Below are 16,175 nucleotides of genomic sequence, written 5' to 3'. Positions count from 1 at the left end.
GGTCTGACCAGTTTTTTTTCAACAATTCTCTAAAAGCCTCTTGACAAAAGACTTACAGTCTTAACTTGTCACCAATGGGTTGGTAGGAAATGTAACGATAAAATTAGTCCAGCCATTGCTGCTTTCAACCTCAATTTTTCCCTGCAACTGTTCCACAAGTTTTTGAACCAAAGCTAAACCCAAACCTGTACCTCCTTGTTTCCAAGGATCTGCGTTGGGAACTCGATAAAATTTCTCAAAGATTCGAGGCAATTCCTCTATTGAGATGGACGATTGATTGCTGAGTGTAAATTGGATTTCTGAAGCCACAGCACTTGCTTGTCGCGAATTTGTCCTTTGTTCTCCTTGTTCCCCCTCTCCGTTTTTGCACTCAACTTTCAGAAAAATTTCGCCGCCATTGGCAGTATATTTGCAGGCATTGTTGAGGAGTTCGGCTAAAATTCGTCCCAAACTAGCGCGGTTGGAACTGATCGTGGGGAGGTGACGATCGCACTCTACTCGCAAATCCTGGTGGCGGTCGTGGGCCCGGGTGTAAAACGGGTCGATAATAGTAGGCAGCCAGAGTTCTAAGTTTACTGGTTCGAGGTCGATCGGACAAGTTGCAGCTTCGAGCCGCTGCAAATCTAGCAAAGCATTAATCAAGTCTGTTTCTCTAGTACATTCTGTTTCTAAAATTTCTAGATAAATCTGGCGTCGATCTAGCGTGGGAGAAATTCTCAACATATGAATAGCCATTTTTATATTAGCTAAAGGCGTCCGCAGTTCGTGAGAAACTGTGCTGAGAAATTCATCTTTAAGGACATTTAAATGCTGGAGTTCGTGAACTTTTTGCTGCAATTCTGCGGTGCGTTCTTGGACTTGGCGTTCGAGGTCGGTGTTGAGATTTTGGACTTGCTGATAGAGTTGGGCTTGCTGAATGGCGATCGCGATTTGAGTTGCCAGTTGCAGCAGCAAATCCACTTCCGAAGGCTGCCACTGACGGGATTGGGAACACTGATGAACACACATCATCCCCCACAAATTGCCGTCTTGCAAAATTGGTACAATCAAATAAGCTTTGATTTGCGCTTGGTGGAACCAGGCATATTTTTCGGCACTCAAACGGGCTTGGTCGATGTCGGGGACGGCATAAATTTCCTGTTCTATCACCGAAGCAGATTCTTGCCAAATATTATCGGGCAGGATTTCTCCTAAGATTGAAGGCCCATTTTCGGCAACTGATTCTGCCACTACAATGCCGTAATTGCTCGACTCTAAATGCAGGATGGCTACTCGGTCAGCTTGCAAAACTTGGCGGACTTCATCGACGCTGGCGTTGAGAATTTCTTCGAGGTTTAAGGATTGGTGAATCCGCAAGGAAATGTGAGTTAACAGCCGATCGCGCTGCAATTGTTCGTGGAGTTTTGCCGTCCGTTCCCGCACCTGCTGTTCCAGTTTGGCGTTGCGGCTTTGCAACAGTTCCACTTTTTCGGCTTGCAATTGATAAACCGACTGCTGCAACTGTTTGACAACTCGATACATTTCCGTGGGGTCGAGGACTCTGAGCAAGCTGGTCTGAGTAATAATGCCCAACAGTTCTCCGCGCCCCCCGCACACGACTAACCGCTGCACTTGTTGCTGCTGCATTTCTTTGTGCGCCGTCCATAGGGAATCGGAGGGTTGAAGAAATTGCAGGGGAGTTCTCATGATTTTTTGACCTGGGGTTTGCTTGAAATTTAGTTCAAGAAACTGTGCCTGCACAATGTCATATTCGGTAATAATTCCCAGGGGTTGGTGAAAGGAATAGTGAAAAATGGAGGTATAGTCATCTTTGGGTTTCTCCATTGTTAATTCTTTGTTTTTTGTAATCACTACGCAACTGACTTGATGCTCTGACATCAGTTCGGTTATGCTCAGCAGCGAGGCAGTGTGAGGCGCTGTAATTGGCGTAGTCATTAATTCTGCTACCCGCCGCAATTTAAGAATGTTTGAAGGCTGCAATACTTGGCGAATTCTTTCCCGTGTCAGCACTCCTACCAAGTGGCGAAATTGATTGACGATCGGCAAATAGCGAATCTTGTGCTGGCGAAATAAGGATAAGGCGGTAAACACGTCTTGGTCGTCGGATTCTGTGAGGGAGACCGACACCGGGGACATCACTTCGGAAATTGGTATTTTGTGCAGGGCTACTTTGTGCTGGCTGTCTATTGTGCCAGAAGCTATCAGCCTCACTAGGTCGGCGGGAGTTAATATGCCGATTAACAGTCCGCGGCTGGGGTTGTCGGATAAGTTGCCTGTGGTAATAGTCTGCTGGTTCTGGACGACGAACACGCAGCGGGCCCGCACCTTTTCCGGCGCGGATGTTTCGGTCATCGCCCCCCGGTCTGAGGGTACAGGTGTTTTGACTAGGGGACAACTGTTTTGCAACTGACTCATCAGCGCGATCGCCACTGCTAAGGAAGTTTCTGGCCCGGCAGTGAGGGGGTAGCGATCGATCGCTTGTTCTAAGGCTGAGGAGTAAAAGGGCGGGTGGTAGAACGGCATAGTGGATGGCAGGTTGTCAGAGGGCGGCTAACGATCGGGCAAAGCCTTGGGGAACGGCAGAAACAGTTCACAAAAAACCGGGCAATACTTGACATTACCGGATTTTTTGTGGCTCTTTTCGTACAGGTGAAACCCGTACAGGTGAAACTGCAAACACCTCTATACGGTTGCTGCACTCCTCAAAGGGTGAGTTTCCGTTTACTTTTCTAATCATATTTAGTGCTGCATTCACATCAGCATTAATCAGCGTTTCATTCCCCGACCGAAACAACCCACGTTTAACTCTCTTACCCTGGTAAGACTCTTGCTTACCGACAGGCTCTAAATCCAAAAAGCGGCACTTACTTGTATAAGATTCTTCTGTAACTGTTACCTTTATCCCCACTAACTCAGCTTTGTAAGTAATCATTTCTATGAGCTTGGCGTGAGGAATTGCTACAAACGTCTGATTCGTTTTTTTTCCTAATTGTAAATTTTGTTTCCACCCCACATTTTTCCCAATAACTAACTGCCCGATTTGAGCGTCCACCAACCGCTTGACTATCAAACTGCTGGTTTGATGAAGATAGTTTTCAACTCGCTTGTTTCGCTTAAAGATGATTTGCTGGATTTGAGGTGTGGTATATTTCCCTTTCTCAAGTTTTGACTGTAAAAAGGCTCGGCGCTTATTGAAACCTTGATTGATTGATCTGAGATGTTTTCCATCATAGAGAGTTGGAGTAAATGTTGGCTTATTTGATGCTAAAGCGACGAGGTTATCAATCCCTAAATCTCTACCTGCTATGAGTTGAGGGTTTAAATCCACCAACGTTACAGGCTTTTTATAAACAACCTCAACAACGTAGGTCGCTGTGGCAGGAACTATCCTTACCTCTATGACATCTTGGGCTTTTGTAGCAATTATTATGTCACTTTGAGATAAATGAAGTAGCCCATTATTTTTATTTTTTTCCCTTTGTTCTATCGATTGGTTATCATAAATTAACAAGTTACGTCCACAGGTTTTATGTTTGTATTTGGGAATTCGGGGGGGGGATGAAAATTGATGGATATCTCGGTAATAAGCCTTGATTGACTTTTTCCAGTCCTCCCAGTCGTGAATAAGTTGTTTGAGAACTTGAGTGCTAATTTTAGCAGGTAAGGATTTATAGTCGGCTGTGGGTTTTAGGATGGCATATAACTGTTTTAGACTCTTGGCAGCGCCAACTTTTGACCCAGAGTTAAAAAAGTGTTGCCTCATGTAATAGTTACCATGATTGTAGAGATTTTTGGACAGGAAAGATAAGTCATCAAACTGTTTAAAAAACTGATGCTGCAGATCTATGTAATGCCTTTCAACGACAATCATAATTTTTTTGGGGGATAAACGAAAAGTTTTTTGTTGCTTTGTTAAGCACTGTACAATAAAGTCTAGGGATTATCCGATATAGTGTAACACCTCGCCTGTGCTTGCGACTTAAATAATAGACTTTCTAATTGATTATTTCCATTAATCTGAGCTTCAGATTAATGGAAATAATCCGCAATCTCATTCATCTCAAATACGCAGGGCGGTTTTTACGGCCTGCTTTTCCCCTGAGACTCCCCTATAATCAAAATAACCCGAATGTAAAGTTTTACTACAAGATTTATCCATAATGACAACTTTAAGCTTAGAGCAAATTGCAGCCAAGTTAGAAAGCCAAAATTCCGCCGATCGCATGGTGGCTTTGGCCAACTTGCGGAATGTGCCTGCCGCAGAGGCGGTGCCTTTGATTAAAAAGGTGTTGAACGACGAAAGTTTGCAAGTACGATCGATGGCTGTGTTTGCTCTTGGGGTCAAACCGACAGCAGAGTGCTATCCTATTCTAGTCAAATTGCTAGAAACAGACCCGGATTACGGCATTCGCGCTGACGCTGCGGGTGCTTTGGGCTATCTCGAAGATATCAGAGCTTTTGATGCTTTGGTGCGCGCTTTTTACGAAGATACTCAATGGCTGGTGCGCTTCAGCGCTGCTGTTTCTCTGGGGAATCTCAAAGATCCCCGGGCTCGCGATGTGCTGCTGAAAGCTCTCGACAGCGATCAAGTGGTGATCCAGCAGGCGGCAATTTCGGCTTTGGGGGAAATTAAAGATATTGGGGCGATCGATCGCATCCTCAATTTTGCTCAGTCGGAAGATTGGCTGATCCGCCAGAGGCTGGCTGAAGCTTTGGGCAATTTGCCGAGTATTAAGAGCGTTTCGGCTTTGAAATACTTAGAAAAAGATAGTAATTCTCAAGTATCTGAGGCGGCAACAATTTCTCTCGATCGTTTGTCAAAAGCAGAAGTGTAAAAATTTGTAGAGGCGGGTTCACTAAAATCTGTAATTTAAGTAGTAAAATTAGAGCAACCCGCCCCGGCTGCGATGTTTGAAAAAATTATTGTTTTGAGAGAGGGAGTTAAATGCCCTACAGTCAATTTAGCATAGAACAAATTAAGGCAACTTTCGGCATCGCCTTTTCGAGCAAGATGGGCTTGTTTGCTGACATTCCCGAAATAGAACCAAGCAGTTTTTTGCAAGAAACTTTGCAATTCAATCTGCCTTTAGCACTAGAAATTAATTCCGAGAAAGCTCGCTCCGAGCTAATTGTCGCGCCAATATTAGTTGAGATTAAAAAACTGCTGCCGCAACGGATGAGTTTATTTTCAGGTCGAGAATTCAATGTAGACGCTGCTAGGGGTTTGAGCGGTTATTGCGATTTTCTAATTAGCCGATCGCCGGAACAGCTAGTCATTGAATCCCCAGTTATCGCCTTGGTTGAAGCCAAAAATGACAACATCCAATCCGGCTTAGGACAGTGCATGGCAGAAACGATCGCAGCACAAATATTTAACCAGCGTCAAGAAAATGACATTCAGACCATTTATGGAGTGATCACCACTGGAAGTATTTGGAAATTTTTCAAACTAGAAGGAATTGCGATCGAGATTGACACCAGCGAATATTTTATTAATAATGTTGGTAAAATTCTCGGTATCTTGATAAATTTTATAGAGTCTTGAGTGAAACCAGAATGTATTATATAAGCTGCGACGGCAAATCGCAAGTTAAAATAGTTCTTGATATCCTTTAACCAAAGCCAGCCATGAATCAAGCGCCCAATCCCTTTAACTCAAATCCCTCCAATCCGCTAGACCCCTTGGAGCAAGAAGTTGACGAGCAAGGTGAAGCATTGCCGAAACAGTACCACCCGGCAACTAAAAAAACTCTGCAAAAAGTCTTTATCATCCTGGTAGTTGTCGGGGCAATTATTGGGGGAATTCTATCTATAGGGGTGATTTCGCTGATGCAGAAAGCCGGACTCACTGATGTGCCGGCAAGGGTACAGAATCCCAAGTAATCAACTCCGAAGAATCTGTCGATGCTGAATGCACTGATTTTCTGGGATTAAGCTTGAGAAATTATAATGTTTTGTATGGATGTTTTCTAAATAATTGATGCTTAAAAATTCTACGGCTGCGCCCGATCGCATTTCACAGCGACAGATTTCGGAAAAACTTGTCTCCGCAGGCTTTCACGCTCTTTCTGACCCCCTGCGGATTCAGATTCTGGAGTTGCTGCGAGAACAGGAGTTGTGCGTTTGCGAATTGTGCGATCGGCTTTCTGTCCCTCAGCCTAAACTCTCTTTTCACCTCAAAGCCTTGAAGGATGCAGCTTTAGTCCGCAGCCGCCAAGAAGGCCGCTGGATTTACTACAGCCTCAATTTAGCTCAGTTTGTCGCCCTCGAACAGTACCTCGCCGAATACCGCCGCTTCAGCCAGATCCTGCCGGCACGCCCCTGTTCTGACGCAGATTAACCCATCAACATTTCTTAATGTGTTGATTGCCTGTTTGTCTTCCCTCATACTTGACATATCAAATTTTATTGATATGATTCCAGTGTACCCCTTAGTTATGGCATTGGGTGAGGTCAATGAACCGAGCAGAAAAGGCCAAGGTTTCCGCACTAAGTATAATTGCTTTGACCATAGGTGCGATCGGGCTTCTCAGCTCCTGCGGACAAGTCCAGTCGCCAGAATCGCAAAGCATTAAAATAGACGGTTCCAGCACCGTGTATCCAATTACGGATGCGATCGCCAAAGAATATCAAAATACCAATCCCAAAAAAGCATCAATTACTGTTGAATTCTCCGGTACAGGTGGAGGATTTAGAAAGTTTTGTGCTGGCGAAACAGACATCAGCAACGCCTCGCGCCCCATCAGCGCAGGGGAAATGGAAGCCTGCAACAAAGCAGGCATCCGCTACTACGAATTACCAGTCGCCTTTGACGCGCTCACAGTAGTAGTCAATCCCAACAATAGCTGGGCAAAAGACATCACAGTAGCCGAACTAAAAAAACTTTGGGAACCCGCCGCCCAAGGAAAAATTACCCGCTGGAATCAGATTCGACCTAATTGGCCAAATCAACCTATAACCCTTTACGGTGCAGGCAAAGATTCCGGTACATTTGACTACTTCACAGAAGCAACAGTAGGTACTGCGAAATCCAGCCGTACCGACTATACAGCTAGTGAAGATGATAATGTTTTAGCCCAAGGAGTTATCAAAGATCCAAATGCCTTGGGTTACTTTGGATTAAGCTATTACGAAACCAATCAAAATCAATTAAAAGCATTAGGAATAGACAATGGTAAAGGGCCAGTTCTACCCAGCATACAAACTGTAGAAAACGCTCAATATCAACCCCTCGGTAGACCTCTTTTTATCTATGTCAGTTACACCGCTGTCCAAAATAAACCAGAGGTGGGCGAGTTTGTGCAATTCTACATGAAAAAAGCACCAAGTTTAGTCCAGTCGGTCGGTTACATTCCCCTACCAAGCGAAGGCTATCAACTGATTTACAAGAATTTCTACAATGGCAAAGTTGGGACTTTCTTCGAGGGTCAAGCTAGGTTTGACTTAACCATTGGAGAGTTATTACGAAAAGAGGCAAAATTTTAATCTTTTCTCATAAAGTTTCACTTACCAGTTAACTAAATGAACCATCCTCAAGCAACTAACTCACCTGTCCAAGCAGGAAGCAAGCTCAGTTTTTTTGAAAGATACCTCACCCTTTGGGTATTTCTTTGCATTTTAGCCGGTATTATTCTCGGTAGATTATTCCCTAGCGTCGCCGTCACCCTTGATGCTCTGAGCTTTTACCAGGTGTCAATTCCTATTGCCATTTGTCTATTTTTTATGATGTATCCCATCATGGTAAAAATAGACTTTACCCAGGCGGCTAATGCAGCGCGAACGCCCAAACCAGTGATTTTAACATTAGTCGTCAACTGGGTTATCAAACCATTTACAATGGTAGCATTTTCTCAGTTTTTCTTAGGTTGGCTATTTCGCCCCCTCATTACCGGCACCGAAATAATTCGTGGCAGTGAAGTCTCCATCGCTAGTTCCTACATTGCAGGTACAATATTATTAGGAATTGCCCCCTGTACTGCGATGGTTTTAATGTGGGGATATCTGTCCTACGGCAATCAAGGACATACCCTCGTTATGGTTGCCATTAATTCCCTAGCAATGCTGTTTTTATATGCACCATTAGGCAGATGGCTGTTAGCAGCAAATGATTTAGTTGTTCCTTGGCAGACAATAGTATTGTCTGTATTCATTTATGTCGGTTTGCCCTTAGCGGCCGGAATGTATAGCCGTTTCTGGATTTTCAAACATAAAGGGCGAGAATGGTTTGAACGAGAGTTCATGCAATATCTGAGTCCAGTTGCTACGGCGGCCCTTTTGATTACGCTAATTCTTTTGTTTGCCTTCAAAGGAGAGTTGATTGTTAACAATCCTCTGCACATTCTTTTAATTGCTGTGCCTCTGTTTATCCAGACAAACTTCATTTTCCTGATTTCTTATGTAGCAGCTTTAAAACTCAACCTGTGCTACGAAGATTCAGCACCGGCCGCCCTGATTGGGGCCAGCAATCATTTTGAGGTAGCGATTGCTACGGCTGTGATGCTTTTTGGCTTAAACTCAGGTGCAGCCTTGGCTACAGTTGTCGGTGTTTTAATTGAGGTTCCAGTGATGTTAATGTTAGTAGAAATCTGCAAGCGAACAGCATTTTGGTTCCCCAGAAAACCAGAAACTGCCTCGCTGCGAGACCCTCGTTGTCTTCCCAATTCCAATTGCTAGAATCTCATGAACGAATTCACTCATAAACCCAGAATTCTTTTTTTATATGGCTCTTTAAGAGAGCGTTCTTACAGCCGCTTGTTGGCGGAAGAATCTGCTCGAATTATTGAGGGTTTCGGTGCCGAAGTTAGGTTTTTTAATCCTCTAGAATTGCCGATTTATGGTAGCGTTCCCGATACGCATCCGAAGGTTCAAGAGTTGCGGGAATTGAGCCTGTGGTCGGAGGGTCAAGTGTGGTCTAGTCCAGAAATGCACGGTAATATTACTGGCATTATGAAAAATCAAATTGACTGGATTCCTTTAAATATTGGGGCTGTCAGACCAACTCAAGGTCGAACTTTGGCGGTGATGCAAGTCAGCGGTGGTTCGCAGTCTTTTAATGCTGTCAATACTTTGAGAATTTTGGGCCGCTGGATGCGGATGTTTACGATTCCGAATCAGTCTTCGGTTGCTAAGGCTTATCAGGAATTTAATGAAGATGGGACGATGAAGGATTCGCCTTATCGCGATCGCGCGATCGACGTAATGGAGGAACTGTACAAGTTTACCTTGCTGTTGCGGGAGCAAACCGAATATTTGACCGATCGCTACAGCGAACGCAAGGAACAAGCAGCTAAAGAGGCGATCGCCCTAGCAAATCGCGCCCTTGAAACATCTAACTAACAACTAACAACTCACAACTAACAACCAACAAAAACCATGAAAAAAGTAATGTTTGTGTGCAAAAGAAACTCCTGCAGATCGCAAATGGCAGAAGGATTTGCTAAAACCATCGGCGCCGGCAAGATTGGAGTCACCAGTTCCGGGTTAGAATCAAGCAGAGTTCATCCGACAGCAATTCAAGTCATGTCAGAAATCGGCATTGACATCACCGATCAAACATCCAACCCATTAAACGAATTCAATGCAGAAGACTACGATGCAGTAATTTCTCTCTGTGGCTGCGGCGTGAATTTACCCGAAGCGTGGGTATTGCGAGAAGTGTTTGAAGATTGGCAACTCGACGATCCCGACGGACAACCCATCGAAACTTTTCACCGCGTTCGAGATGAAATTAAAGCACGAGTTGAGAAATTAGTGGACTCTCTAAAGTAAGATGACTGTCAAAATGAGAATTCTTGCCTTGTCGGTTTTAACTCAGCTCTTGCAGTATTGTCAATAAGCCTTTTCTGAACAGGCTTTTCGGCCTGTTCCACAACAACAAAATTCCTCTTTTGTGGAACAGGCATCTTGCCTGTTATTGAGAATGGTGTAAGATGTCAGCTTTAACTGAGTTGCAGTATTGTCAATAAGGCTTTTATGAACAGGCTTTTCGGCCTGTTCCACAAGAAAATTAATCTCCTGTGGAACAGGCCGAAAAGCCTGTTTCTAAGAATGGTGCAAGATGTGAGTTTCAATTAACTTTGTAGCGACAGTTAAAATTTGTCGCTTTCGCATCCAAAGAATTAGTGCTAAATTATGAGAGGCGTTCCGCCGGAACGCCTCTAAATCCGTTGCGAGCAGAGACTAAAAAGTTTAGCACATGATTCAGACCGCAGTCACGCCTTTCAAAAACAAACTTCACTCAGCTTTAACTAAAAAGCAGATTACAGTTTTACAAATTAATCTCGGCAAACGCTGCAACCTCGCTTGCACTCACTGCCACGTAGAAGCTAGCCCGACACGAACAGAAGAACTTTCCCCGGAAATTTGCGACCAATTAATTGAAATCATTCGCCGCTTTCCTCAAATTCAAACTGTTGACCTCACCGGCGGTGCTCCCGAAATGCTTTACGGTTTTAAACCGCTAGCGGAAGCTGCCAGGGCTGCAGGTAAAGAGGTAATTGTTCGTTCTAATTTGACTATTTACTTTGAAAAAGGTTTTGAAGATATTCCTGAATATTGCGCCCAGAACCAACTCAGAATTGTGGCGTCGCTTCCCTGCTACCAAGCTGACAATGTGGACAAAATGCGTGGCAACGGTGTTTTTGACAGTTCGATTCGGGCGCTGCAAAAGCTAAATCAGTTGGGATACGGAAAAAAGCCAAATTTAATTCTGGATTTGGTGTACAATCCACAAGTGCCGGCAACAGACAAGTTTTCGCTAACACCGGAACAAGGCAAGTTAGAGGAAGATTACAAGGTTTATTTAGCCGAAGATTTTGGGATTTGTTTTAATCAATTGTTCGCGATTACTAATTTGCCGGTGGGACGGACTAAGTTTCATTTGGAACATAAGAAACTTCACAAGCCTTATCTGGGGTTTTTGGAGGATAATTTTAATCCCGGTACTCTGGAACATTTAATGTGCCGTAACGAATTGTCGATCGACTATTTGGGCAATGTCTACGACTGCGATTTTAACCAAATGGAAAATCTGCCGGCGAAAACTGGCAGTGGGGAAAAGATAAATACTGCTAAATTGCTTGCATCTGGCAGTTTAGATGTGATTCAAGATGTGCAAACGGCTGCTTATTGTTACGGCTGTACGGCGGGTAGCGGTTCTAGCTGTGGCGGTACTTTGATTTAATTTAAGGGAAAAGTTGCGCTTTATTACAAAGTTTTTTAGCGCTAAAGCGCAACTATAGACCTTACGGTGTATGCAATGAATGAGTGGAGAGTTTAGGTAATGAATGATTCGCGATCGCCCGATGAAAATCCGCCGCCATCAAATAGGTGGAAACTGATTTTAGGGATTGGTTTAGCTGTGGCTTTAATTGCAGCGACTAGGTTTTTTAACTTTCAAGGAATTCTGAAAAATGCCTTGGAGTCGATCGCGAGTCTCGGCCCGTGGGGCCCGGCAGCTTTTATTCTCATTTACATTGTCGCAACCGTTCTATTTATCCCCGGTTCTTTGCTGACTCTAGGTTCGGGCGTTTTGTTTGGAGTCGTTGGCGGTTCGGTTTGTGTTTCCATCGGCTCAGTTTTAGGCGCAACTTGCGCTTTTTTGGTAGGGCGGTATTTAACTCGCGACTGGGTTTCCAAACAGATAGAGGGCAATCAACAATTTAAGGCGATCGACTCCGCAGTTGCTTCTGAAGGATGGAAAATTGTGCTGCTGACGCGACTTTCTCCCATTTTTCCGTTTAATTTGCTTAACTATGCTTTTGGAGTCACGCAGGTATCTCTAAAAGATTATTTTTTGGCATCTTGGATCGGCATGATTCCCGGAACAGTCATGTATGTTTATATCGGTTCCCTGGCTGGGAGTTTGGCTGCACTTGGATCTAGCGGGCGATCGCGCACTGCTGCTGAGTGGACTCTTTACGGCATTGGTTTGGTAGCAACGATCGCCCTCACCGTTTATGCAACCCGCTTGGCTAAAAAAGCTTTAGACGAAAAAATTTCCCCTTGAAACCAAAGCACAAATCAGTAAAATTGTCAAGAGAGTTTTGCTCATACATTATAATACATTAGAAATCTAAAAAACTCCGTATTTTCTCTGTGTTATTTACAATTATTTTGTTATACAAACGAGATAGATATTAAAGATATCGTAAAGCACAAACCTCAAATAGGTAAATCGAACGTCGAAATATAAAATTGATGCCAAAATAGAAGGCGAGTGCCCAACCATAAGAAAAATTGTTTGCAATCCCGAATGTAAGTCTTACCATTTTAGATTTTAGATTTTAGATTTTAGATTGGGAATGACTGATGACCACCAGGGTTGGCAGCACCGGTCTACAGTTGCATTATTTTCTGAAACTGGTTTCACGACTTGGCTGATATTAATTCTGCCGAATGACCAATACAGTTTGATGAATTTGATTCGGAGAGAACATTTGATGATGCAAAACCCAGCAAATCAAGCCGGATCTGTGTCTGCGCCGCCGCCACACCAAACAAAAAAGCTGCGCCAAATCTGGGACAACATCAGCAATTCTGCTCAATCGCAGTGGCAGCAAGCGCACAGTCTTTGGCAACACAGACGGCAGCGCCGCCATTTGCTGACCCTGCTAATTCTGGGTACCACCGCTTTAACCATTAGCACAACTGCTTGCATCAGCTATTTTTTTGTGCGCGGACTAATCCTTGACAATTTAAAGCAAATAGCACTATTAAAACTAGAAAAAGGCACCGATGAAATCGACCGCTGGCTAAGCAGCCGCAAAGCAGAAATAGAAACCATTGCTTACGATCCTACAGTTAGCACTCTCAATTGGCAATTAGTCGAACCCCGGTTGCAAGGAGAAATATACAGGTTAAAAGAGTATTTCATCCTGTCATTAACTCAACCCGACGGCTCATTTATCAATACTCTAGGCAACCGCGCGAACAGCAAAGACCGCCAACACTTTCAAAAAGCAATGGCCGGACAGCTCAACGTTTCCGACCCGCTGATCGGCCGCACTACAAAAGTTTCTACGATTATTATTTCAGCTCCTATTTGGGCATTGCCCCCCGCTCCAAATCAAGTAATGGGAGTCCTTTCGGGCAGCATAAAATTAGACCGAGTAACATCTGTCGCTAACAGCTTGCTGTACGGTTCCGACAGTTATGCTTTTGCGCTCAATTCACAAGGAGTGCCAATTGTTCATCCCAACAATAACTTAATCGGAAATATCGACCAGGAGGCCCCAAGCTTTTTACAGTCAAAAGACCCCGCTCTCTCCACAATTGCGCGGCAGATGATCGACCGCCAGACGAACATCGAACTGGTAAAAATAGATAACAAATGGGTGTATGTAGCCTATGCTCCCCTCAAGGAAGTTAACTGGTCGATGGCTTTAGTAATTCCCCGCGAAAATATTGAATCCCAACTGCAAGCATTAAATTTGCTGACATCCGTAGTCGCCGGACTGCTCATCCCGGCAATGCTAGCAGCCATTTGGCTAATTTACTCCTCCGAAAACAATCGCGCTCAAGCGGAGCGAGAAGCCATGCTCAACCGGATTGCTGGACGTATTCGCGCTTCTCTTGAATTAGACAAGATTGTGCAAAGTACAGTCGAAGAAATAGTAAGTTTGCTGCACCTAGAACGGGCGGCTTTTGGTTGGTACAAACCGCAAGAAAAAACGTTACAAATCCTGTGGGAATATTGCCCATCTGATTCTCCGACACAAGCCCTAAAGTTTGAGTCTTACTTTATCGAAAATGTGTTAGTACGGAGTGGTCAAGGCGAACCAATTATTCTTTCGAGCGACACTTGGGCGGAGGGTGTAACTCAACCGCCGGAACTTAAAGCTAATAGCTATTTAGCCGTACCTGTCCAGACTCAGAACCAGCCGCAGGGTTATTTAATTTGCAGCCACGCTACTCATTGGCTTTGGAGTCGGGAGGAAATTCAACTGTTAAAAGCTGTAGCAGACCAATTGGCGATCGCAATTACTCAAGCTCACCTTTACAGTCAAACCCAAGACCAAGTAAAACTGCTTAATAGTGCCTTAAATGAACTGAAAAAAACTCAAACTCATTTAGTGCAGAGCGAAAAGATGTCATCCCTAGGTCAAATGGTGGCTGGAATAGCGCACGAAATCAACAACCCCGTTAACTTTATTTCGGCTAATTTGCCTCACACCAGCAAATATACTAAAGATTTATTAGAGTTGGTGAGTTTATACAAAGAAGCATTCCCAGAGGTTCCCCAGGAAATCGCAGAATTTAGCGAAGAAATCGAGTTAGAATTTATCGAGGAGGATTTGCCGCATATATTGAATTCTATGAAAATAGGAAGCGAACGCATTCGCAGCATAGTTCTTTCTTTGCGGAACTTTTCTCGCCTGGATGAATCTGACAAAAAGCTAGCGGATATTCACGAAGGTATAGAAAATACCTTGCTGCTGCTCTCCAACCGCATTAAAAATAGAATTTATATAGTCAAGAAATACGGAAAAGTGCCTTCAGTCGAGTGCTATCCGTCTCAGCTCAATCAGGTGTTTATGAACTTGCTGAGTAATGCGATCGATGCCTTGAACGAGCTCGATCGCCTGGATAAAATTATTACTATTTCCACGGGCGTAGTTCGCGAACATGGCGGTAAATTTCTGAAAGTGGCGATCGCCGACAACGGCCCCGGCATTCCCGACAGCGTTAAAGACCAAATTTTTAACCCATTTTTTACTACTAAAGATGTGGGTAAAGGCACGGGTTTGGGGTTAGCAATTAGCTACAAAATTGTAGTAGATGGACATGGTGGTAGCATCACAATTGCTAAACCTCCGGGGGGAGGAACGGAATTTTTGGTTAAAATTCCTATTAGTAACGGAAAGTAAAACGATTTTAGATTTTAGATTTTAGATTTTAGATTTGGGAAGGACTGATAAAATAAGAGTTTATAGCTTGTCTACAGTTGCCTTGTTTAAACTCGTACAAGTAGGAAGTGGGAAAGGAAGCCCGCAGATTTTGTAACGTTTTAACGGAGGTAAGGGATAGAAGGAAGAGGGAAGAGGGGGCTAAACAGTTTTAATAAATGCTAAATTTACGGCGGTTGGCTAAAATTAGAAGAGTTTTTGTTAAAGGTGTTTTATGGCTGTTGGCAAGGATACAATTTTCGAGCGCTTTTTGTCGCCCCTGATGCGACTGGCGATCGACGAAGAAGCGCTGAAACGACTCTACGAAGGTATCGACTGGGAAACAGCGGGCGATCGCTACCGACAACCCGACTTAGTTTATCCCGAATATTACAGCAGCCAAAACTTTCACGGCATTAAACGCGGCTATCTCAACCCCAGTGCCGCCGTTTCCTACGATCCCATCACGCAATATGTTTTGCCTCCCCACGAAACAGTCGTCAGGCAAGGCTTAATTGACGCTGTGCGGGTGAAACCGCGCCGAATCATCGATTTGGGATGCGGCACCGGTTCGACAACGCTCATGCTCAAGCAGGCTTTTCCCGAAGCGGAAGTAGTCGGGCTGGATTTGTCGCCTTATATGCTGGTAGTTGCCGACATGAAAGCGCAAAAAGCCGGCTTAAATATCCAGTGGTTGCACGGAAATGCCGAAAGGGTTGCTTTTGGCGATGCTAGCTTCGATTTAGTCGCAGCTTCCTTGCTGTTTCACGAGACGCCACCTGCTGTATCGCGGGCAATTTTGCGAGAAAGCTTCCGACTGCTCAAGGTTGGGGGACAAGTGGCAATTTTGGACGGAAACCAAAAAACTTTGCAGCAAACAGAGTGGCTGACTGATATCTTTGAAGAGCCTTATATTAAGTCTTACGCGGCTGGCAGCCTCGATGCTTGGGTGGGGGCTGCAGGATTCGCCGCGGTGCAAACTCACGAACACTGGTGGGTGAATCAGGTGACGCAGGGCGTGAAACCTTTGCCGGGGGAAGATTTGGAACAGGCCAAGGTGGCGAGGGGGTGGAATTGGGGCGATCGAACTCCTGATTTTGATGGCGATTTACCGGGCATTCCAGCTCCGGCTTGATTTATTGTTGAGGTGTATTTTTCGCCCTTTGGGGGCGGGTTTCATAGATGGTTAGTTTTAGGTTGAGATGGTTGGTAAAACCCGCCCCTTGTATCTTAAAAGAGTCAGGCGATTGAACCGGAGACCGCAGGCTATAGAACCGCAGACACGGTTGT

15 protein-coding genes are annotated in these 16,175 nt (G+C 44.4%); 12 read left to right on the top strand and 3 right to left on the bottom strand.

All coding sequences use genetic code 11. From position 1 onward, the window contains the following. Positions 1–60 precede the first annotated feature (60 nt). The gene (locus QUB26_RS29050) at positions 61–2,523 is read right to left on the bottom strand and encodes a CBS domain-containing protein (RefSeq protein WP_333320769.1); all 2,463 of its coding nucleotides are present in this window, start codon (positions 2,521–2,523) and stop codon (positions 61–63) included. Positions 2,524–2,617: 94 nt separating this feature from the next. Next, on the bottom strand, positions 2,618–3,871 hold the full coding sequence (locus QUB26_RS29045; RefSeq protein WP_333320766.1) for a transposase: 1,254 nt from the start codon (positions 3,869–3,871) through the stop codon (positions 2,618–2,620). Between the two features lie 289 nt (positions 3,872–4,160). Here QUB26_RS29045 and QUB26_RS29040 point away from each other — a divergent pair, with 289 nt between their 5' ends. The 8 genes from QUB26_RS29040 (at position 4,161) to arsC (ending at position 9,768) form a co-directional block, all read left to right on the top strand. Continuing rightward, positions 4,161–4,835, top strand: a complete 675-nt coding sequence (locus tag QUB26_RS29040; protein ID WP_333242477.1) for a HEAT repeat domain-containing protein — start codon at positions 4,161–4,163, stop codon at positions 4,833–4,835. A 110-nt stretch (positions 4,836–4,945) separates the two neighbouring features. Continuing rightward, positions 4,946–5,545: a hypothetical protein gene (locus QUB26_RS29035; protein ID WP_333242474.1), complete on the top strand. Its 600-nt coding sequence runs from the start codon at positions 4,946–4,948 to the stop codon at positions 5,543–5,545. Between the two features lie 83 nt (positions 5,546–5,628). After that, positions 5,629–5,883: a hypothetical protein gene (locus QUB26_RS29030; RefSeq protein WP_333075830.1), complete on the top strand. Its 255-nt coding sequence runs from the start codon at positions 5,629–5,631 to the stop codon at positions 5,881–5,883. Between the two features lie 97 nt (positions 5,884–5,980). Then, positions 5,981–6,340, top strand: a complete 360-nt coding sequence (locus tag QUB26_RS29025; protein ID WP_242721630.1) for an ArsR/SmtB family transcription factor — start codon at positions 5,981–5,983, stop codon at positions 6,338–6,340. A gap of 116 nt (positions 6,341–6,456) precedes the next feature. Beyond that, positions 6,457–7,485 (top strand): PstS family phosphate ABC transporter substrate-binding protein, encoded by a 1,029-nt coding sequence (locus tag QUB26_RS29020; protein ID WP_333242471.1) that lies wholly within the window; start codon positions 6,457–6,459, stop codon positions 7,483–7,485. 36 nt (positions 7,486–7,521) lie between these two features. Then, positions 7,522–8,673 (top strand): ACR3 family arsenite efflux transporter, encoded by a 1,152-nt coding sequence (gene arsB, locus QUB26_RS29015; RefSeq protein ID WP_333242468.1) that lies wholly within the window; start codon positions 7,522–7,524, stop codon positions 8,671–8,673. 6 nt (positions 8,674–8,679) lie between these two features. Beyond that, positions 8,680–9,336, top strand: a complete 657-nt coding sequence (gene arsH, locus QUB26_RS29010; RefSeq protein ID WP_333320764.1) for an arsenical resistance protein ArsH — start codon at positions 8,680–8,682, stop codon at positions 9,334–9,336. A 36-nt stretch (positions 9,337–9,372) separates the two neighbouring features. Then, complete coding sequence (gene arsC, locus QUB26_RS29005) at positions 9,373–9,768, top strand: arsenate reductase, glutathione/glutaredoxin type (RefSeq protein ID WP_333145636.1); 396 nt, start codon at positions 9,373–9,375, stop codon at positions 9,766–9,768. Between the two features lie 8 nt (positions 9,769–9,776). On the opposite strand, the gene QUB26_RS29000 is transcribed toward arsC, so the two are convergent. After that, positions 9,777–9,902 carry a hypothetical protein gene (locus QUB26_RS29000; RefSeq protein WP_333302686.1) on the bottom strand — a complete coding sequence of 42 codons (126 nt, stop codon included), beginning with the start codon at positions 9,900–9,902 and terminating at the stop codon, positions 9,777–9,779. 293 nt (positions 9,903–10,195) lie between these two features. Between QUB26_RS29000 and arsS the strand changes: the two genes are divergently transcribed. The 4 genes from arsS to QUB26_RS28980 all read left to right on the top strand — a co-directional run bounded on the left by arsS (position 10,196) and on the right by QUB26_RS28980 (position 16,020). Beyond that, positions 10,196–11,182: an arsenosugar biosynthesis radical SAM (seleno)protein ArsS gene (arsS, locus tag QUB26_RS28995; RefSeq protein ID WP_333242462.1), complete on the top strand. Its 987-nt coding sequence runs from the start codon at positions 10,196–10,198 to the stop codon at positions 11,180–11,182. A 99-nt stretch (positions 11,183–11,281) separates the two neighbouring features. Further along, positions 11,282–12,007, top strand: a complete 726-nt coding sequence (locus QUB26_RS28990; protein WP_333242459.1) for a TVP38/TMEM64 family protein — start codon at positions 11,282–11,284, stop codon at positions 12,005–12,007. Between the two features lie 295 nt (positions 12,008–12,302). Beyond that, a complete protein-coding gene (locus tag QUB26_RS28985) occupies positions 12,303–14,867 on the top strand; it encodes an ATP-binding protein (RefSeq protein WP_333320762.1) in 2,565 nt (854 codons plus the stop codon). A 253-nt stretch (positions 14,868–15,120) separates the two neighbouring features. Beyond that, entirely contained in the window at positions 15,121–16,020 is a 900-nt protein-coding gene (locus tag QUB26_RS28980) for a class I SAM-dependent methyltransferase (RefSeq protein WP_333242452.1), read from the top strand. The last annotated feature ends 155 nt before the right edge of the window (positions 16,021–16,175 follow it).

Origin of the sequence: Microcoleus sp. B4-C1 (assembly GCF_036705285.1) — a bacterium.
Lineage (GTDB): Bacteria > Cyanobacteriota > Cyanobacteriia > Cyanobacteriales > Microcoleaceae > Microcoleus.
Note: the sequence above shows the minus strand (reverse complement) of the source record. Positions and strands in the feature narration are given on the sequence as shown.